Below are 20,238 nucleotides of genomic sequence, written 5' to 3' on the forward strand. Positions count from 1 at the left end.
ACTTGTAAATAGCAAAAAAGAACCCTTTCAAAAAAAATTTTGCCGTTTTTTTGAAAGGGTTCTGCTACTGGATTCAGTTTTAAAAAAATTTTTTCAATTATTTTTGGTCAGCAAATAATTGTGGTCAAAGTCGATGCTCAGCTTGGTTGGGCCTAGTATCTGCAACAATCTGGCTTGAATTTTTTGATAAATTTCTTCGTCCTTTAAGGGACATTTCGGCGGGACTACTAAATCAAAAACCAGCTCTTCCGGATTTTTTTCCATCCGGAAATCATGCATCCGCAGGTTTAATTTCAATTCTTCAATAATTGTTTTAACAATATGAAAATTCGTCATAAACTGCCGGTCATTCACCGGCACGGGGTCCACATGGCAAACCAAATTAATATTGAGGGATTTTTTAAAATCTTTTTCAATGCCATCAATAATATGATGGGCCGCTTCCAAACTTAAATCCTCATTGACCTCGATGTGAACGGTGGCGAAATTTTTGTTTGGCCCGTAATTGTGCACCAACAAATCATGGAAACCTAAAATATCAGGATAAGTTTCTAAACGCTCCTCCATCTGCACAATGTCCTCAGTCGTCGGCCGGCTGCCCATCAGTTCATCGATAAAATCTTTAATCATTTTAATACCACTATATAAAATATACAGTGCAATTAAAAAACCGATATAACCATCCAGCTGCCAGCCGGTGATAAATTCAATCAGCGCTGAAACTAAAACAGTCACTGTTGTGAAGACATCATTGAGACTATCCTGTGCTGTGGCATTTAACGTTTCTGATTTGATGCGCCGGCTAAAGCTGCGGTACATTTTTCCCTGCCATATTTTGATAATAATCGATAAGAGCAGCACCACAAAAACCAATGGGGTGATTAACGTGCTGGAGGGATTTAAGATTTTATCAAAGGAGGTATGCAAAAATTGAAACCCGACATAAGTCACCAATAAGGAAACTAAGAAGCCGCTGATATATTCAAAACGCTCGTGGCCATAGGGATGCTCACGATCGGCAGGCTTGGCAGCAATTCGAAAGCCGACCAAAGTTAGCAGTGATGAAGCCGTGTCTGATAAATTATTAATCGCATCCGCCATGATTGAGACACTATTGGACAGTAAACCAATTAGAATTTTGGCAGCAAATAAAAAACCATTTGTTAAAAGACCAATGATTGCGGCGGTGTTGCCAACTTTTTTGCGAAAAAGTGTCGCATCTTGATCAGATTTTTCTAATTTATTTAAAATAAATTGAATCATAGCTGTCCCCTTTTTTTCTTTATACAACAAAACCAATAGCTAATAATAAAAAAGCCGCAGATGATCTACGACTTTATTTTACCATGATTTGGTGTCAGTGGTGTGGCTGCAAATAAAGCAGAGGCGATTAGCGGTGTGATAATTCCCGCCGCAATCGCTTCAGGAATTCCGTTGGCCACGCCAACGCCAAATAAAACGGTAAACAGAGTTGAGGCGTCAGTCCCATACGCTGTGGCCGTAGCAGAGCTGTATAACAAGCCCATTAAGCCAAGCACTAAAACAGTATTGACGATGGATCCTAAAACTCCTCCGACAGCGGAAGCTAAAGCCACTGATTTTTTGCGGCGATAAATTTGATTAAAGACAATTCCGGCCACGACACCAACCAAGATGCGAGGCAAAACAGAAATAATCGGATTCGTAAAGACCAACGTATCAAACGGCGTCGTCGGCATCGCATAGGCCCGCACCATCGTAGCAATCCCCCAAAACAAGCCGATAATGGCTCCGTCTTTTGTTCCTAAAACAACAGCTGCGACAATCACCGTGATGTGAATGATGGTCAAGCTAATAACCCCTAAAGGAATAAAGCCTAAAAACGGCACCATCGCCTGCACAATAATAATGGCTAATAAAATTCCCCGTAAAACCAAGCGATAGGTTCGATCCTGCTCTCTCATTTTAAAGACCTCCAGAATAAATATTTTCGTTTTTTTATTATGCTCTATCCTGTGAAAAAAATCCAGCAATTACTCTGAATTACTGGATTTATTTTACCTAGATTTTTTTACAAATAAATTATTTTTGTTCTGTTAACCAAGTTGGTACAGCTGCCAAGGCCGCTTGAATGCCAGCTGGATTTTTACCGCCGGCTTGAGCCATATCTGGACGACCGCCACCGCCGCCGCCAACTAACGGTGCAATTGCTTTAATTAAATCGCCAGCTTTTAAGCCTTTTTCATTCGTAGCTTTGGTCATCGCCGCTAATAAATTCACCTTGTCTTCTTGAGCTGTGGCTAATACTAAAACATCCGACAATTCTTTTTGCTTCCATTGGTCTGCCAATTGACGCAGCTGGTTCATATCTTTAACGTTGACTTCTGCTGCAATAACTTTCAATCCAGCAACCTCTTGAATATTTTGGAAGACATCACCAGCCTGTTGATTAGCCAATTTGGCAGACAATTTTTCATTTTCTTTTTGCAATTCTTTTAATTGGGCCTGCAACTGTTCTGTCTTATTTACGACTTCTTTTAGCTGTGGTGATTTGATTGTTTGAGCTACAGCCGTCAAAAGATTTTCTTCTTCCCGATATGCTTCGTAAGCTTCTTGTGCTGTGACCGCTTCAATCCGGCGGACACCGGCGCCAATGCCAGACTCAGAAACAATTTTGAAAATACCGATGTCTTCTGTGTTGGCTACATGGGTGCCCCCGCAGAGTTCAATTGACCAGTCGCCGATATTGACCACCCGCACATCGTTGCCGTATTTTTCACCAAATAATGCCATTGCGCCCATTTCTTTTGCCGTTTTTAAATCTGTTTCCAAAGTGACAACAGGAATTGCCTCCCAAATTTTTTGGTTGACGATTTTTTCCATTTCTGCCAATTCTTCGGTGGTGATTTGACCGAAGTGAGTAAAGTCAAAACGCAGATGACCTGGTGCGACAAGTGAACCCGCTTGATTGGCGTGAGTGCCTAGGACTTCCTTCAAAGCTTTGTGCAATAAATGTGTCGCCGTATGATTTTTCAAAATTTTATTACGGCGGTGAGCATCCACCTGTAAAAAGTAAGTTTTGCCAACAGACACAGGTTTAACAATTTCAACTTCATGCATAAACTGGCCGTTCGGTGCTTTTTGCACATCGATAATGTTAGCGACCACTTCACCTTCAAGACTGACTAAAGTTCCTTTATCAGCAATCTGGCCCCCCATTTCTGCATAAAATGGTGTCTTAGCAAAAAGTAATTGCGCTGTGCCGTCATGAACTTCTGGTGTAACCTCTTCATTTTGCACGGCGACAATTAATTCTGTTTCTGCTTCCAAATGTTCGTAGCCGACAAATTTACTAGCCACTTTAATATCCGTCCACAAGGCTGATTGGGTGCCCATTGATAATTCTTTGCTGCGGGCAGCACGAGCCCGTTCTCTTTGAGCAGCCATTTCAACTTCAAAGCCGGCATGATCAACCTTTAGATTTTCATCTTCAGCGACTTCTTCAGTTAATTCAACGGGGAAGCCAAAGGTATCATACAGTTTGAAAATAATTTCTCCCTTTAACGTATCTTCGTTAGCTGCTTTAACTTCAGCAATCACTTGGTCTAGCATTGCTAAGCCTTCGTTGATGGTTTCATTGAAGCGTTCTTCCTCTGATTTAACAACTTTTTCGATAAAGTCTTTTTGATTGGTCACTTCTGGGTAATAGCTGACCATGATATCGCCGACAATCGGCACTAATTTGTATAAAAATGGTTCGTTGATGCCTAATTTTTTACCATGCATCACTGCTCGACGTAGTAAACGGCGCAACACATAGCCCCGGCCTTCATTTGAAGGTAAGGCGCCATCACCAATCGCAAACGATAGAGCCCGAATGTGATCGGCAATTACTTTAAAGGAAATATCCTTTGTTTTATCTGCGGCATATTTAAATTGACCGCTCAGGGTTTCCGTTTCATGAATAATCGGCAAAAATAAATCTGTTTCAAAATTAGTTGGCGCATTTTGAATAATCGAAACCATCCGTTCTAAGCCCATCCCCGTATCAATATTTTTATGGGGTAATGGTTCATAGGTGTCATCTGGTTTGTGATTAAACTCAGAGAAGACGAGATTCCAAATTTCCAAATAGCGTTCATTTTCGCCGCCAGGATAATTTTCAGGATCATCTTCACTTAGATTATTAAATTCAGGTCCCCGGTCATAGAAAATTTCTGAATCGGGACCGCTTGGACCAGCCCCGATATCCCAAAAATTATCTTCAATCTCCACGATATGCTCTTCTGTCAGCCCGATGACTTCCCGCCAAATCCGTTTTGCTTCGGCATCTTCGGGATAGACAGTCACATAAATTTTTTCCGGCTCAAAGCCCATCCATTCTGATGAGGTTAAAAATTCCCAAGCAAAGGTGATGGCGTCTTCTTTAAAATAATCACCAATCGAAAAATTGCCGAGCATTTCAAACATGGTGTGGTGACGGGCAGTTTTGCCGACATTTTCAATGTCGTTGGTACGAATTGATTTTTGAGCATTAGTAATCCGGGGATTTTCCGGTACTACGCTGCCATCAAAATATTTTTTCAAAGTCGCAACGCCAGAATTAATCCATAGTAAAGTTGGATCATTCACTGGCACTAAAGATGCACTGGGTTCTACACTGTGGCCTTTAGATTTGAAAAAATCTAAAAACATTTGCCGTACTTGGGCACTTGATAATTGTTTCATAACTAATCTCCTCGTTTTTTAGAATGGCGCTGATTTAAAAGCTGAAAATTTTTTACCACCTTTTAAATGCAAAAAAGACACCCCTGCACTCAAGGACGAACACTCGCGGTACCACCTTGATTGCAATGATGTCGATCATTACCTCTTAAACTCGTTAACGGTGAGTTGCCGTTGATATTGCTATCAAATCTACAAAAGAGCAATTTAACCGACTCTTATCCTGCTCTCAGCAATGCAGGATTTTCTGTGAAGAGTGAAAATTAAATCATATTTTTGCTACTGAAATTATATGAAAAACTTCTGGAAATGTCAAAGGAAAGTTTAGCTTAAAGCAAATAAAACCCGTTCGCTAGAAAATAAACTTGAACCGCTATACGCTAATTGCAAGCCGGTAATCTCTAAACTTTCCGGCACCGTATAAGCTAAAAAGCCCCGCGTTTCAATTCCCGGATTCATCGATTCAAAGGAAATGTTGTCTGATAGTCCCAATAAAGTTGTCGGCGAATATTGCGCCCCTGCTTCATCAATTACTCTAAAATCACTGGTGGAAAACGAGCCCATACTGTCAGAAGTGTTCATAACAGTTAAATAAACTAGTAGATATTTTGTTCCCTCATCTGCTGTATAACTCAGCAAATCGGATTCACGAATCTCCCGTTCCATCCGAATCTCGGTGACAGCAATGCGAAATTCTTCTCCGTCATAGCTTTCAAAAACTGGCACAATTGTTTCAGCTGCCGCCTCTGAAGATTCTGTGGAAGCGTCCGTGCTGTCATCAGCAGCAGTTTCATTAGTTGCTGTCTCAGAGCTTCCCTCTGAGGACTGACTGCTGTTGGCTGAACTTCCCTCAGAATTTGTTGTTGAAGACGTTGGCTCAGTGTCTCCATCACCGGCTCCATTGAAGCCAAACACTCCAATAGCCCCGAGTATAACGGCAACTACAATAAAAACATCCACCAACGGCTTTTTATAAAAAGCCGTTAAGCGGCGGGCTGGTATCAAGCGATAGCGAACTTTTTTCAGATTCATCGCAGCCGAAATGATATATAAAATAAAGGCCGGGAGAAATAAGAAGGCCGGCAAAATAATCATCATCACAGAGGCGATAATCCCACAGATGTGACCGCCAAATCCTAGCTTATATTGGCTGTTGTAATGCAGACCGATAATGTGCAAGATTAATGATGCAGTAAAACAGACGGTTAGAAATCCTAAAAAGGCCCCGCTGGACAAAATTGCCGAGACGAATAAAGCAATTAAATACACAAAACAAAAAATACTATTGAAAATAGCCAAAATACCACTGGCTAAATTAAAGGGCAATAACTTTTGGCTGTATTGACTTTTTTTGCGTTTGCGCTTTTTTCTCGGCTGCGCTGGCTTAGTCGGCCGTTTGTTCCCATCCTTCATAGGCATAGGCTTCCTCCTAAAATAAATTTAGTCATCCTTTATCTATTTTAGCAGATTTCTGCTGAAATTAATGTTTTTTTATTAGCTTCACGCTTCAATAATGACGGCTTTACGATAGAGATACTTGCTAGGATCTAATTTTTCCTGCGGGTTCAAGGCCTTACCGCTGTGATAATAAGAAGCTAGTGGCAACATATTGACAATTGGGTAGAAAGCTTCCCCATAATCATCCATTTTTAAAACCTGCGGACTGCGGGTTAATTCCAAACGAGATTTTGTGGCATCAAAAACTAGCCCAAACATGTTGGCAAGGCTGATTTGATTTTGAATCATCCGGCGGGAGATACTTTCGTCAAAGACTAATTCATTGCCCCAACGGAATAATCGGCGGGTGCCAGCACCCACCGCAAATTCCCATTGGTCTTCGGTTAAGAGTTCAAAGGCATATTTATTTAAAACTTTTTCCTGTTCAAAATAATTCCAATTATGATGGCGGTAAATCCGATAGCTTTCTCCACCAGCAGTTAATTCCATAAAGAATTTTTCTTCCTTGAGGGCGCTACGGGGAAATGACCAGCTCAAAGATTCCTCGGCAGAAAGCTCAGGATAAATAATATTTTTAATCTGGGTTTCAAATAAATTATAGCTGCCGATATCACCGGTAAATTCACCGGTAATCATATTCAAAGTACCCATGTAGGAGGTACCGGCTGGTAAAGAATACTTTTGAACCAACATCGGCGGTACACTAACCCGTCTTAAAGGTGTCGTATAGTCATTAATATACTGGCCGATTGATTCTAAATCACTAAAATCATATTCAGTCTCAACAGGCAGCTTTAATTTGCGGGGATTTTTCTGATCGGAAATAATTTCAAAAGGCGGCAGCCCCTTGACACCTAAATCCCAGCCTAAAATGGCTTCTGAATTGCCGGGTACTAAAAGAAATTCCTCATCGTTAATTTTTAAAGAGAAGGTCCGGCTCTTAATGCCAAATAATTCATGCTCCTCCAGGCGAACATCAGAAATTTTTAATAAAGGTGAGACAAAATACATCGTCACCTGATTCATTACCATCGTTTTCTCTTGATCTGTCAGTTTTTTCCAAACGGACCACTCTAGCATTGAAATGAAATCCACAAAGTCTGCTCCCTTCAAATGTTTATGCTAATATAGTATAGCATAATAAAAAGGCGGTGTTTTAAAAATGGAGATTTTATGGGGTCACAAGGCTTGGCTGAAAGCCAGCGCATTTTACCTGCGCTATCAGATTTTTGTTTTAGAACAAGAGATCAAGCCGACCGATGAATTTGATGCATTAGATGACAACGAGAGAATTTACGGCGTAGCGTTTATCGCTGGACAGCCGGTCGCCACGATTCGCTGGCAGCTGGATTCACCGAGTCAGCTGCATCCGGACCGTTTTTGTGTTGCCAAAGAGTATCGCCGCCAAGGCATCGGCAAAACGCTCTTTACCGAACTAGAAAAACGCGGCGTGGCAGCTGGCTGTAAAACTTCGCTTTTATCTGCTGAAATGACCACTGCAGCATTTTATCAAAAATTAGGCTATCAGATTGTCTCCAAACCCTTTTACGAGGATGGAATTTTATGTGTCTCCATGAAAAAAGATTTACTTGAAACGAATGAGTAGTGGAAAATTTTTAATGTCGCTCTTACCAATCAAAAAAATACAAATCAAAAGCACTTCATCCTGTCTGAAAAACCGGATGAAGTGCTTTTATTTTCAAAATTAACAGCAGTTAGCTGTTGGAATTTTTCTTGTTCTTGCGTGTTGTCCGACCTTCTTGACGGCGGGCCACTTTGCGTTTTTGTTTATTGCTTTCTGAGATAGCCCGATTAATTTTGCGTTTGTAGCCGGGTTTGATTTTTTTCTTTTTCTTTTTCACCAGACCAATTAAAGTCGGATCTAAAACGTCCCGGAATTTTTCTCGTTTATCCCGGCGATTACGGTCATAGGTTTCGACAATCTCACCATTTTTAATTTCCCGCGGTTCAAATTTAACGCCGATTTTTTCTAGAGCAATCACCGCTTGTTCTTCACTTGGATCATATAAAGTAATGGCAATTCCCGGCAGACCATTACGGCCAGTCCGACCCACTCGATGGATAAAGAATTCTAAATCATCCGGAATTTCGGCATTGATGACGTGGGAGACGCCTTCAATATCAATCCCACGAGCAGCTAAATCAGTCGCCACGACATATTGATATTCTAAATTTTGTACTTGGCGCATCACTCGCTTGCGTTCCCGCGGAGTGATATCCCCATGAATCTTGGCAACCTTTAAACCTTTGCCCTTCAGAAATTCAGTCAGCTCATCCACCCGCTGTTTAGTATTGGCAAAGACAATTGCTAAATACGGATGACCAATCGTCAGCAATTGATGAATCAATTGATTGCGATTTTTTCCTTTAGTGGAAATCAGCCAATTATCAATGGTCTCTGAAATAACTGCTTTGGGACGAATTTCTTCAATCAAGGGATTTTCCATATACTTGCGGAGGAAGGGCCGCAATTTTTCCGGAATCGTCGCTGAAAAAACCAGCATTTGGATTTTTTCCGGCAAGCGAGCGGCAATTTGATCAACTTCCGTTAAAAAGCCCATGTCTAACGTCATATCAGCTTCATCGACAACAAAGGCAAAAGCTGTGTGAATTTTTAAAGCCTGCTCGTTCATCATGTCTAAAATGCGGCCTGGTGTGCCCACGACCACATGGGGCTGTTGAAATTTCAAACGGTCTAATTGCCGCTGTTTATCCGTACCGCCGACAAAATTTGTCACACGAATCTCCGGATTAGAAAATTTAGCAATTTGCAGGGCGGCTTGATAAATTTGACCGGCCAACTCACGGCTGGGAGCAGTAATTACAACCTGCACTTCATCAAGGGTCGCATCAATTTTATCCATTAACGGTAATAAAAACGTATGGGTTTTTCCAGAACCGGTTTGTGATTGACCCACCACGCTCCGACCTTTTTGAATGACTGGAATTAATTTTTCCTGCACTTCTGTCGGCTGTTGGAAACCTTTGTCTGCCAATGCCGCGTAAATAAAATCTTGAAACGTAAATTCTTTAAAATCTGTCAAGGTGACACCTCTTTTCTTAAATCATCTTGTGGATTATAACACAGTTTCGCCGCTACTCGTAAAAAAATTATTCCTCCAAATGATCCTCAGCCACTTCTTCGGCTAATTTTTGGTTGTAGACTCGGCTGATAACATGGGTATGGCTGGCTTTTTCATAAAACAAGACTCGCTTGCGTAAGATAAACGCTAGAAGGATATTGACGACATATAACAGGCTTAAGATAGCCGTGAAAATAAACACCAAGAGAGCCACCACCTGCACATTATGATTGCTATTATTCAGATAAGGGAATAATGATTCACTGATACGGCTTAGATAATTAAACACCAAATACAATAAGCTATATCGAACAAATAAAGCCCATAGAGAGACCCGGGTACGCCCTTCTTGAACAATTTGAATTTTAACTAGGCGTTTGCCTGGAGTCGCCCCCTTCAGCAAATAATTTAACAGCACCCAATACAATAAAATCTGGACAGTATAACCAATAAAGGTCGAATCACTGATGCGCCAGTTTTGATTAATTAACAGTAAAATCATCGCTGCAAAGAAATAGACAACCGAAATAATCAGCCAATCAATCACCAACGCCACCAGCCGACGAATTAAAGTAACCTGCTGACCTTTGGCATAAGCAGATTCGTCCATCTGCTGGCGGGTGGGCAGCATAAAGGTAAAGAGGGGCGTAAATAAATACCCCAAAGTCCCTCCCAGCGTATTATGAAACAAATCATTGACATCAAATAAGCGGTAAGGTCTGGGATAAATAAAGTACAGCCCAGATAATTGGGTCAACTCAAAAAACAATGACAAACAAAAGCTGAACAAAATTGTCTTCTTCAGACTAAATTTAAAATAATATCTTAGAAAAATCCCAAAAGGAAAAAGTAGCAAAATATTAAACACCGGTTCTAAAAAGACCTCTTGGCGTAATGCTGGCAGATAGGTGCTTGGCTCGCTAATTCTAAAAACAGTCTGGGATAGAAAATCACTTAACGATTTTCCAAAAACCAAATTATATCTTGGGCCGGTCATCTCAGCCACCGCTTCTCTGGCGGGAAGCGGTAAAATCACCAGAAAATAAGCACAGAGCAAATAAAAGACAAAGGCATAAAGAATCAAGCCCCGACTAATAGTAAAGCGGCCATAGCGGCGATATTGTATTACAAAAAAAGGCAATGAGACTAATAAAGCGATAAAAGGAAACCAAAGAATGGCATTTAAAATTGGCATCGTATAAGCGTTCATTGACTACTCCTTCAACAAAAATTTTTATAACCAGAGGAATTAAGTGGCTCATCTCTCAAAACATCTTGGAAAAATTTGCCTGTTGTTTTCTTAGAGTATACCCGATTTTTTGATAAAAGCGGTGGGCTTCAACTCGTTCGGCTCCAGAATTCAGTCGAACACCGGCAAAACCGGTCGCTTGCCCCCATTCTTCAGCAAAACTGACGAGCTGACGGCCAACACCTTGCCCTTGCACCTGCTTCGCAACGGCCAAGCCAAGAATATTTAGCAGCGGTGCAAAATAAACAGTCTGATATTCCTCAAATTGAATAAAGCCTATCACATCTTTTTCATCAGCCGCCACAAACAAATGATTATCCGAAAGTTGACTGACTGTTTCTAACCGTTCTGCTAAAAAGTCCTCGGTTATCTGATAGCCTAAATCCTCTGAGATAATTTGGGCCAACATTTGATGGTCTTCTACTTGCACGCCTCTAATTTCAATTGCCATTGTATTTTCCTCCTGCAAAAAAACTGCGACCTAAGCCCCTGATAAACTTAACCGAAGTTAATCTTCCCACTGCTAAAAGCTAACAAAGGGTGTAAAATTAATGTTTGGATAAGTCATCTTAAAGGTCTTAAGTCACAGCTTAGTTCATGTTATCTAAAATTCATTATTTTCCAAATTCAAAAATTCGCGATTTAATTTGATGCTTCTCCTTGTCTACTTGGCTGAGTGTTTTCAAATCTAAAAACACTAAATTTTCATCGACAATAATATAATGATTGCGATTTAAGGCTTCTTCAATCAAGGACAATACATCTTCTTCACTACCAGTTTTGTCCACGATATTACTAATCGCCTCAATAACTTGATCATCTTGTAAAAGATAATACTCGCTTAAATATTTATAAACAGCGACATGGTATTTTTTTTCCTGTAAATCACTGTCCACTAAAAAGCAGCATTCAGCGACATAGGTCAGTTGGCGAATTAATTCCTTGAGCTTGACTACTTGTTGGAAATACATCTTAAAGCCCCCTTTCAACTTTTCTGATGAATCCAGATTCTAAAAAGAACTGTTTGGTTCTTGGAGAAAAGCAATCTCAGCCGGTGTGGAACTCCGTCCTAAAATCTGATTGCGATGGGGGTAACGGCCGAATTTTTCAATAATTGCCCAGTGTTTCTCTTCAAATTCAAGATTGTTTTCCATACCCGGTTCGGTGAATAGCTCTCTGGCAATTTTATGCATCATCGGTGACTCCGAATGCATAAATGGCATGTAAAGAAAACTTCTTTGTGGCGTAGTCAACTGATCCAATTGCGGATCTTTTAACGCTTCTTGAGCTAAAATCAAAGCCTGACCATCAAAAGCAAAGCTTTCCGCCTGTCCCCGATAAATATTCCGAGAAAATTGATCCAAGACAATAATTTCTGCCAAACGGCCAGCAATTGTTGTTCGCCATTCATAAGTTTCACCGCGAGACACCGCTAGTAACGTAGCGCTAAAACGTTCTTTAATATTGTCATCAAGGGTCTCATCTTTTTTAAACCATTGTTCTGGTGTCAACTCTTCAAACCAAAACTGAAGCACTTCATTTGCAGTTACCAAAAACTTCCCTCTTTCCCCGTTAAACACATAAGTTAAATCAGTTACATCTGATAATCGTTCAATAATTATTTCTCTCTTCTACCGCTAGTGTCTATCAAAAATGCAAAAAAGGCAAGAAATAACACTTTAAAAGGTTTCCAAAAAAACCTTTTAAAGTGGCAATTATTGATAAATATTTACTAAATCAAGACTTTTATTCCGTTGTCGGCCATTCATAAAAAAACTCTTTTAAAAAATCTTCCATAAATTCGGTCCGTCGCTGGCCTTCGATTTTAGCAGCTTCCGTATTCATCGTTGCTGCTAATAATAGCAGCTTTTCGTAAAAATGATTGATGACCGTTGAGCCTTTACGATAATCCGATTTGCTTTGGTAATCGATTGGCTCAATGTCCGGATCATGAATTGGGTGCCCCTTTTTGCCACCGAAATAAGCAGTTCTCAAAATCCCGACAGCACCTAAGGCATCCAAACGATCGGCATCCTGAACGAGTTGCCCTTCTAAGCTCAATCGAATTTCCTTTTTATCTAAAGATTTTGAAAAGGACATATTTTGTAAAATGTCCAAAATAGCTGCAACCTGCTCCTCTGATAACTTTATAGAAATTAAAAAATTTCGCAATTCCAGATAAGCAGCTTGTTCATCAGTTACCACTTTATCATCGACCGTATCATGCAGATAAGCGGCGGCCACAGTGACAAAAGCATCTGCTTGCGTTTCTGTCTTTAACAATAGCTCTACATTGGCCACTACTCGTAAAATATGGTCAAAGCCATGACCGGAAAAATCTTGAGCCATTTTTCCCTTGGCATAATCAGAAATGGCACGCATTTTGTTTTCCATAAATTCCTCCAACAAAAAACCGCAGCAAAGTGACTTCAACAGCTGAAATATTTTTAAAGCCGTTGAACCTATTTTGCTGCAGTTTATTTTTTTAGTCTGTTACATTATAAACAGGATAATACATCGCTTTTAAATAATCTAACAAGTATTGTGGATTCAAGCTCTCACCAGTCGCATCTTTAATCAATTGATTTGGTTTGCGGCTAGCGCCATATTGATGAATATTTTCAGTCAACCATTTGCGGATTGGCGAATAATCCTCTGATTTTAAAATCTCATCAAAGGGTAGCTCTTGAATCATTTTATGATGCAATTGGGCAGCATACATATAGCCTAAAGCGTAAGATGGGAAATAGCCGAAGCTGCCCCCCGCCCAATGGACATCCTGTAAAACGCCTTCTAAATCATTCTTTGGTGCCACACCTAAGTATTCCTGATATTTTTGATTCCAGACAGCCGGAATATCCGCCACAGCTAAATTCTCATTGAAAATCATTTTTTCAATCTCATAACGGATAATAATATGAATCGGATAGGTCAAACTGTCCGATTCAATCCGGATTAAGCTGGCCTTGGTTTCCTTTAAGCCTTTATAGAAAGTCTCAAAGTCAATATCTTTAAAGGTATCACCGGTGATTTCAATAAATAAAGGAAATTGTTTTTCCCAGAAATTGCGATTGCCGCCGATAATTAATTCATTGAAAAGGGATTGGGACTCATGAATGCCCATCGAGGTGCCCGCATACAAAGGGGTATAAGCGTATTTTTTATCAATATTTTGTTCGTACATGCCATGACCTGCTTCATGAATCACGCCAAAGGTCGCCATCGTAAAATCATTTTCATGCCAACGGGTGGTGATTCTTGCATCATCAGGATTAATTCCGGTCATAAAAGGATGCACCGTGTCATCTAAACGCCCGCGAGAAAAATCAAAGCCCAAATGAGTGATCACTTTTTTAACAAATTTCTCTTGCTGTTCACGGGAAACATACCGGCTTAGAAAATCAGTTCTTGGCGCTATGCCAGTCGCTAATTTTTCTCTAATTTCCGTAATCCCTGTCAACACTTGGTCAAAAACTTGATCCAAAATTTCAGTCGTCATCTCTGGTTCATACTGATTCAACAAAACATCATAAGGCGTTTTTTCAGCCTTTTGCCAATAAGGAATAAATTCCTTCGTAAAGCGAATGTTTTCTGCTAAAGCTGTTTCAAAATCGGCAAAACTTTTGCTGCTGCGGGCCTGTTGCCAAGCGCTATCCGCCATTGAAATGGCTTTGCTATACGCCTGCATCTGCTCAACTGGAATCGCATGGTTTAAGTCAAATTCCTCTTTGACTTTTTGATAGGCCGCTTGACCGACTTCACTCAGCTCTGTTGGGTGTTCAGCAAAATAAGTTAAATACTCTTGCATTTTTGGGCCAATTTCTTTTTCAAATTTCAATTTAGTCAAATAGCCAACCGTTTCGCCGCGATATTCACTAGCTTTTTGAGGCATGCCCGTTTGCATATCCCATTCTAAAATAGCTAAAGCCTGCTGAAGAACATTAATTTCTTTTAATTCATTTAAAAAATCTGCTTCTAACATTTCAACACATCCTTAATCTACTTTTTTGACCCGTGGCGGCCGTTCACCCCAATATTGGAATAAATCTGTCCGCAAAGCTCCATTGTACAATTTGCGCTTTTTAGTCGCTTTAGCGCCATAATATTCCTCAAAGGCTAAATCGCTGGTTAAAATATATTTACTCCAGGTTTTCAAAGGACGAAAGACGGTGCCCATTTCTTTGTAGAGACGGCGGACACTCTCCTCTTCACCTAAACGTTCACCATACGGCGGATTGGCAACTAGCACACCATATTCTTTTTCCGTTTTGAAATCTTTGACCGCTTGTTGTTTAAAAGTGATGGAATCTCCCAAGCCAATTTCATCTGCGTTGGCTTTTGCGATTTCAATTAATTGCCCGTTGATATCAGAACCCGTGATATCTAATTGCACGTCATAATCCGCCGCTTCATCGGCTTCTTTTCTGACTGCTTCAAACACAGCTGGTGTAAACCAAGGCCAAGCTTCACAGGCAAATTCGCGATTGAAGCCTGGAGCGATATTATGCCCAATCAAAGCTGCTTCAATACACAGCGTTCCAGAACCACAAACTGGATCATAAAACGGGCGATCTTTGCGCCAATTGGTCAGCATCACTAAAGCTGCCGCCATATTTTCTTTTAATGGAGCGCCGCCTTTTTCTAAACGATAGCCCCGTTTAAACAAACTAGGACCAGTAGTATCTAAAGTCACCATTACATGATCTTTTAATAAAGCAACTTCTAATTTGTATAAAGCCCCTGTCTCTGCAAAGGGCACACTGGCAGGACGATGATACACCTGCCGTAATTTTTCAACAATCGCTTTTTTGGTGATGGCCTGACAATCGGGTACGCTATACAATTTCGATTTAATTGATTTACCGGCCACTGGAAAATTAGCATCCAGCGGTAAAAAATCTTCCCACGGCAAAGCTTTGACCTTTTCAAATAATTCATCAAAGGTAACGGCATCAAATTCCCCCACCACAATTTTAATGCGGTCCGCTGTTCGCAACCACAAATTGGTTTTCGCAATGGTCGTTAAATCCCCTTGAAAACGAGCGCGACCATTCTCAACTTGGCATTCAATCCCTAAATCCCGTAGCTCTTTGCCAACAAGAGCTTCTAAGCCGCTGGCAGCTGTCGCCACTAAATTAAATTTTTGTTCCATCATATGCTCCTTTAACTTAATAAAAATTCCTCTAAATTACGTATACTATTACAATCATAATAAAAAGCATTCATATACTATTTCTGTAAGTTGATTACTACTTAGTTTTATCAAAAGAGCTGATTAAAAGCAATCTTTTCCCGTGCAAGTCTTTTCAAAACAAAAACCTCCAACAAGCGTTGGAGGTCCCCTGAGCTATGATTTTCTATAAGCCATGTTTTGTCCTGTTCATCTCCAGGGAGAAATAAACAGGGGTCATCATCTATCTCCAGTTAAACTGGCTCCTTCATTCGTTCATTTCCTACTAAAAAGAGTGCCCCTACCGTTGTTTGGGTTGCTCGCTCGAGGGGTTTACCGCGTTCCACCGTCAGGATTTCTCCAGACGCTTCGTCACTGTGGCACTTTCAAGAATACTTCAGCATAGCCGAAGCCTTAGCTGTTTTTTCTGCCGTTACCAAAATTGGTACCTTAGCTTATGGTTTCGCTAAGCACGAACACTACAGACATCGCAGTCTGTGCGAGCATGGACTTTCCTCAGCTAAAAAATTAGCCGCGATCACCCGAAAATCATAAAATTTCTTAAAATAAGCGGGTTTTATCCAATTCAGAACTATTATCTGCATTGGAATAATTTTCAGCATTGACAGAACTTCTTGAAGGACTGCTGTAGCCGCCACTAAAATTTTCTTCTTGATTAATTTTGCTGCCAAAGACTTCTTTTTCTAAGTTTGACAAGCGTTTTAAAATATCAAAGTTAGTTACAGTCGTACTTTTATTGTCTGATGAAACTCTTGAAGCGACTTCGTTTGATTTCGCTAATTGACCAACACGGGCGTTTAAACGCTCGTTTTCTTCTCTTAAGCCAATCAATTGTTTATTGAAGTATTCATAGTCCTTAATAATATTATCTAAAAACTCATCCACCTCTGCAGGATCGTAGCCCCGCATTTTTGTTTTGAATTCCTGTTGTAAAATATCTTTGGGGCTATAATTGGGGTTTGCCATCTTCTATTTACACCTCGTTATTGTCTTCTTAATGTTTTCCTGTATCATTGTATTAAAAAAAAGCTATAAAATCAAATAGATTCTGTCATTCATAAGGGTTTTCTAAAGAATTCTGTAAATCCTCAAAGGTAATTTGGATGATTTCATAGGGAAATCTTTCTTGAAATTGTTTGGCATCTCGATAAAAAAATTCCGGCTTACCGGGGGCTTCCTCGTCAAACAAAATGACACAGCCGCCGGAATGCTCTAGTAAAAATTTGGTGTGATTTCGCAGCTGTTGCGGATTTTGATAAGGCTTGTGGCTAGTGCTATCAACAAAATCAGCAAGACTTTTAACGAGGGCTAATTTTTGCTGATTGTTTTCGTTCCATTGTTGGCCAAAATCAGCAAAAGGAAAAATTAAGCCTAAACGTAATTCTGGATAATCCTCTTTTAATTCTGAAACCACCTCAGCTCCCCAAATTTCTGTTCCTAATTGTCCACTGGTTAAGACCCATTCTAAACCGTTCTCAACGTAGGGCAGCAGCGTCATTTTTAAACTTTTCTTAATGACCGCAACTTTCGGGTCTTTATCTTGAAAAACCCCTAGCTCAAAGCTGCGATAGCCGGTTAAGACCAAGGTTTTAATCACATCCATCGCTGATTCTTTCCTCCCTAACTTTTTTTCTGGTATAATGACCCATAGGAGTGTGATCATCCATGACAATTCGCTATCCCAATGGCCAGACTCCTCTTCATAGTGGCGCAAATCAACGGAAAGTGCAAGCAAAAAAAGTCGATTTCGCCAATCGGGGGATGAGCTTTGAAGAGGCCATTAACATTAGTAATGACTATTATTTAAATCATCAAATCGCAGTCATTCATAAAAAACCCACCCCTGTTCAAATCGTCAAAGTAGATTATCCAAGACGAAGTGCTGCCGTTATTCGGGAAGCCTATTTTCGTCAACCGTCAACCACGGATTATAATGGTGTCTATCGTGGCCGTTATCTCGATTTCGAAGCTAAGGAAACTAAAAATAAAACCTCCTTTCCCTTCAAAAACTTTCATCCTCATCAAATTAAACACATGGAGGATTGTTTGGCCCAAGAGGGAATCTGTTTTATTCTCATGTCGTTTTCTGCTTTAAATCGTTGTTTTTTTTTACCAAGCGAAATTTTTGTTGCCAAATGGCATCAGCAGTCAACTGAGCGGAAATCATTAACCCTTAGTTTTCTGGAAAAAAATGGGATTGAGATTCACTTAGGTGTGGCACCCCGCGTACCTTTTTTAGCGGCTGTCGACCAATATTTGCAACAAAGGAGTTAAATTATGTCAGATCAACCAATGTCTCGAGCTGAATTTCAAAAGCAGCAGCAGCCGGACAAGAAACCTAAGAAAAAATTGACCTTCGGAAAAGTGCTATTGCGAATTTTCCTTGTCTTGTTTGCCCTGCTGATTGTCGGCGGACTTACAGGAGCGGGTGTTTTTTGGTATTACGCCAAGGACGCTCCTGAATTAGATTTAAGCGAAATCGATTCTATCCAGTCCACACAAATTTTTGATGGCAGTGGTAATTTAGTTTTAGACTTAGGCAGCGAACAGAGGGAAAAAGTTACAGCAACCGATGTGCCGCAGCAGTTAACAGATGCCATCGTATCCGTCGAAGATCGTCGCTTTTACGATCATATCGGGGTTGACCCTATTCGGATTGCCGGGGCCGCCGTTAGCAACTTAACTAGTGACTCAGGGCTGCAGGGTGGCTCTACCCTAACTCAGCAGTTGATTAAACTTTCCTTTTTCTCAACGGATGCCTCAGACCAGACTTTAAAAAGAAAAATTCAAGAAGCCTGGATGTCAATCGAATTGGAACGGGAAGTTTCTAAACAAGAAATTTTAACCTATTACATCAATAAAGTTTATATGGGCAATGGTGTTTATGGCATGGCAACTGCGGCTCAGTCTTATTACAATAAGACTTTAGCTGATTTAACTTTAGCTCAAACTGCTTTACTCGCAGGCTTACCCAATGCTCCGAGCGCCTATGACCCGTATACAAATCCAGAAGCCGCTAAAGAACGCCGGGATATTGTATTAAGCGCCATGCTGAACAATGACACCATCAGTCAGTCTGATTATGATGCAGCGGTGGCGACAGATATTAATGACGGAATTGTAGCTCAAACCAATGATAATACTGAGGCCCGCTTAATCGATCCTTATTTGGTTGAAGTTTTAAATCAAGCCGAAGAAGCCGGTTTAGACGTTTACAATGACGGTTTGGAAATCTATACAAATATTAATATGGATGCGCAGCAACGGCTTTATGATATCGTCAATTCAGAAGATTATGTTTCTTATCCTGATGCCGACATGCAAGTCGCCGCAACTTTGGTTGATGTCAATACCGGCAATGTGGTTGCTCAAATCGGCGGCCGCAATATTTCTGAAGATGTTTCACTTGGTCAAAATTTAGCAGTCAATGTCACCCGTGATGTCGGCTCAACAGTTAAACCAATTACTGATTATGCGCCAGCGATTGAAAATTTACATTATTCAACCGCTAAAACTTATCAAGATAAGGCTTATGATTGGCCGGGGACAGATGATGCTGTCAATAATGCCGACAGAACCTATTTAGGTACAATGAGTATTCGCCGGGCACTTTATCTCTCCCGTAATACAGTGGCCGCTCAAGTCTTTGAAGATGTTGGCCAGGAAGATGCCGCTGCCTTTTTAAGCGGCTTAGGCATTCAGTATAATCCAATTGTTGATGCAAACTCAATCTCTAGTAATACCGACACTGATGGCACGACCACTTATGGTATTTCTTCGGAAAAATTAGCAGCAGCTTATGCAGCTTTTGCTAATGGTGGAACTTATTACCAGCCAAGTTATATCAATCGAGTTGTCTTTTCCGATGGAACGGAACAAAGCTTTGCCTCAACAGGCAGCCAAGCAATGTCGGAAACAACCGCCTATATGATTACCGACATGTTAAAAGATGTTATCAGTATGGGAACTGGTACCAATGCGGCCATCAGTGGCTTGTATCAAGCAGGAAAAACGGGAACTTCAAATTATGAAGATGGTGACTACGCCAACTTGAACAGCACAACGACTTACGGTGCCGTGCCAGATAGTAATTTTGTCGGTTATACGAGAAGCTATTCATTAGCCGTTTGGACTGGCTATAACGACCGCTTAACACCAGTTCTTTCAAATGGAACTTCTGTTGCCAGTTCTGTTTATCGAGAATTAATGTCTTATCTAGCCGGCAGCGTGGAAAATCAAGACTGGGTAATGCCTGATGGTGTCAGTCGAATTAACGGTGAACTTTATTTAGATGGCTACACAACCGACGCCTCTTCATCAAGTTCTTACAGTAGTTCTTCCTCTAGCAGCTCGTCTAGCTCTTCAAGTTCTTCTAGCTCGTCTAGCAGTGTTGAAGAAACGCCGCCGAGCAGCTCAGAAGAAACACCACCGAGCTCCAGTGAAGAAACGCCAACTAGTAGTTCTAGTCAAACCCAAGATAGCCAACCGGCAACTAGCAGTTCTGAACAACCAGCAGCTTAATTGAATTTAAA

18 protein-coding genes and 1 other RNA gene are annotated in these 20,238 nt (G+C 40.6%); 3 read left to right on the top strand and 16 right to left on the bottom strand.

Annotation, left to right across the window (positions count from 1 at the left end; all coding sequences use genetic code 11):
• Window positions 1-93 precede the first annotated feature (93 nt).
• The 5 genes from ACYSNU_RS07960 to ACYSNU_RS07980 form a co-directional block, all read right to left on the bottom strand.
• Window positions 94-1,263: a cation diffusion facilitator family transporter gene (locus ACYSNU_RS07960; RefSeq protein WP_461736647.1), complete on the bottom strand. Its 1,170-nt coding sequence runs from the start codon at window positions 1,261-1,263 to the stop codon at window positions 94-96.
• A 65-nt stretch (window positions 1,264-1,328) separates the two neighbouring features.
• On the bottom strand, window positions 1,329-1,943 hold the full coding sequence (locus ACYSNU_RS07965) for an ECF transporter S component (RefSeq protein WP_461736648.1): 615 nt from the start codon (window positions 1,941-1,943) through the stop codon (window positions 1,329-1,331).
• A 118-nt stretch (window positions 1,944-2,061) separates the two neighbouring features.
• Complete coding sequence (gene alaS / locus ACYSNU_RS07970; RefSeq protein WP_461736649.1) at window positions 2,062-4,707, bottom strand: alanine--tRNA ligase; 2,646 nt, start codon at window positions 4,705-4,707, stop codon at window positions 2,062-2,064.
• A 321-nt stretch (window positions 4,708-5,028) separates the two neighbouring features.
• On the bottom strand, window positions 5,029-6,123 hold the full coding sequence (locus ACYSNU_RS07975; RefSeq protein WP_461736650.1) for a DUF4352 domain-containing protein: 1,095 nt from the start codon (window positions 6,121-6,123) through the stop codon (window positions 5,029-5,031).
• Between the two features lie 81 nt (window positions 6,124-6,204).
• The gene (locus tag ACYSNU_RS07980) at window positions 6,205-7,257 is read right to left on the bottom strand and encodes a DUF7278 family profilin-like fold-containing protein (RefSeq protein WP_461736651.1); all 1,053 of its coding nucleotides are present in this window, start codon (window positions 7,255-7,257) and stop codon (window positions 6,205-6,207) included.
• Between the two features lie 67 nt (window positions 7,258-7,324).
• Between ACYSNU_RS07980 and ACYSNU_RS07985 the strand changes: the two genes are divergently transcribed.
• Entirely contained in the window at window positions 7,325-7,768 is a 444-nt protein-coding gene (locus tag ACYSNU_RS07985; protein ID WP_461736652.1) for a GNAT family N-acetyltransferase, read from the top strand.
• A gap of 109 nt (window positions 7,769-7,877) precedes the next feature.
• Here ACYSNU_RS07985 and ACYSNU_RS07990 read toward each other — a convergent pair whose 3' ends face one another.
• From ACYSNU_RS07990 to ACYSNU_RS08040, 11 genes are all read right to left on the bottom strand, one after another.
• Window positions 7,878-9,227: a DEAD/DEAH box helicase gene (locus ACYSNU_RS07990; RefSeq protein ID WP_461736653.1), complete on the bottom strand. Its 1,350-nt coding sequence runs from the start codon at window positions 9,225-9,227 to the stop codon at window positions 7,878-7,880.
• Between the two features lie 67 nt (window positions 9,228-9,294).
• Window positions 9,295-10,476 (bottom strand): VanZ family protein, encoded by a 1,182-nt coding sequence (locus ACYSNU_RS07995; protein ID WP_461736654.1) that lies wholly within the window; start codon window positions 10,474-10,476, stop codon window positions 9,295-9,297.
• A gap of 55 nt (window positions 10,477-10,531) precedes the next feature.
• A complete protein-coding gene (locus tag ACYSNU_RS08000) occupies window positions 10,532-10,966 on the bottom strand; it encodes a GNAT family N-acetyltransferase (protein WP_461736655.1) in 435 nt (144 codons plus the stop codon).
• 163 nt (window positions 10,967-11,129) lie between these two features.
• On the bottom strand, window positions 11,130-11,486 hold the full coding sequence (locus ACYSNU_RS08005) for a hypothetical protein (RefSeq protein WP_461736656.1): 357 nt from the start codon (window positions 11,484-11,486) through the stop codon (window positions 11,130-11,132).
• 39 nt (window positions 11,487-11,525) lie between these two features.
• On the bottom strand, window positions 11,526-12,068 hold the full coding sequence (locus tag ACYSNU_RS08010; RefSeq protein WP_461736657.1) for a DUF924 family protein: 543 nt from the start codon (window positions 12,066-12,068) through the stop codon (window positions 11,526-11,528).
• A 193-nt stretch (window positions 12,069-12,261) separates the two neighbouring features.
• Complete coding sequence (locus ACYSNU_RS08015; RefSeq protein WP_461736658.1) at window positions 12,262-12,909, bottom strand: HD domain-containing protein; 648 nt, start codon at window positions 12,907-12,909, stop codon at window positions 12,262-12,264.
• Window positions 12,910-13,000: 91 nt separating this feature from the next.
• Window positions 13,001-14,497 (bottom strand): carboxypeptidase M32, encoded by a 1,497-nt coding sequence (locus ACYSNU_RS08020; protein WP_461736659.1) that lies wholly within the window; start codon window positions 14,495-14,497, stop codon window positions 13,001-13,003.
• 12 nt (window positions 14,498-14,509) lie between these two features.
• Complete coding sequence (locus ACYSNU_RS08025; protein WP_461736660.1) at window positions 14,510-15,667, bottom strand: THUMP domain-containing class I SAM-dependent RNA methyltransferase; 1,158 nt, start codon at window positions 15,665-15,667, stop codon at window positions 14,510-14,512.
• Window positions 15,668-15,870: 203 nt separating this feature from the next.
• Window positions 15,871-16,235: RNase P RNA component class B (gene rnpB, locus ACYSNU_RS08030), an RNA gene on the bottom strand.
• 11 nt (window positions 16,236-16,246) lie between these two features.
• Window positions 16,247-16,672 carry a cell division regulator GpsB gene (gene gpsB, locus ACYSNU_RS08035; protein ID WP_461736661.1) on the bottom strand — a complete coding sequence of 142 codons (426 nt, stop codon included), beginning with the start codon at window positions 16,670-16,672 and terminating at the stop codon, window positions 16,247-16,249.
• A gap of 85 nt (window positions 16,673-16,757) precedes the next feature.
• Window positions 16,758-17,309, bottom strand: coding sequence for an SLOG family protein (locus ACYSNU_RS08040; RefSeq protein ID WP_461736662.1), 552 nt, complete (start codon window positions 17,307-17,309; stop codon window positions 16,758-16,760).
• 62 nt (window positions 17,310-17,371) lie between these two features.
• Here ACYSNU_RS08040 and recU point away from each other — a divergent pair, with 62 nt between their 5' ends.
• Both recU and ACYSNU_RS08050 read left to right on the top strand, forming a co-directional pair.
• Entirely contained in the window at window positions 17,372-17,980 is a 609-nt protein-coding gene (gene recU, locus ACYSNU_RS08045; protein WP_461736663.1) for a Holliday junction resolvase RecU, read from the top strand.
• Between the two features lie 3 nt (window positions 17,981-17,983).
• Complete coding sequence (locus ACYSNU_RS08050; protein WP_461736664.1) at window positions 17,984-20,227, top strand: PBP1A family penicillin-binding protein; 2,244 nt, start codon at window positions 17,984-17,986, stop codon at window positions 20,225-20,227.
• Window positions 20,228-20,238 lie beyond the last annotated feature (11 nt).

This window comes from Enterococcus sp. LJL120, assembly GCF_054871765.1.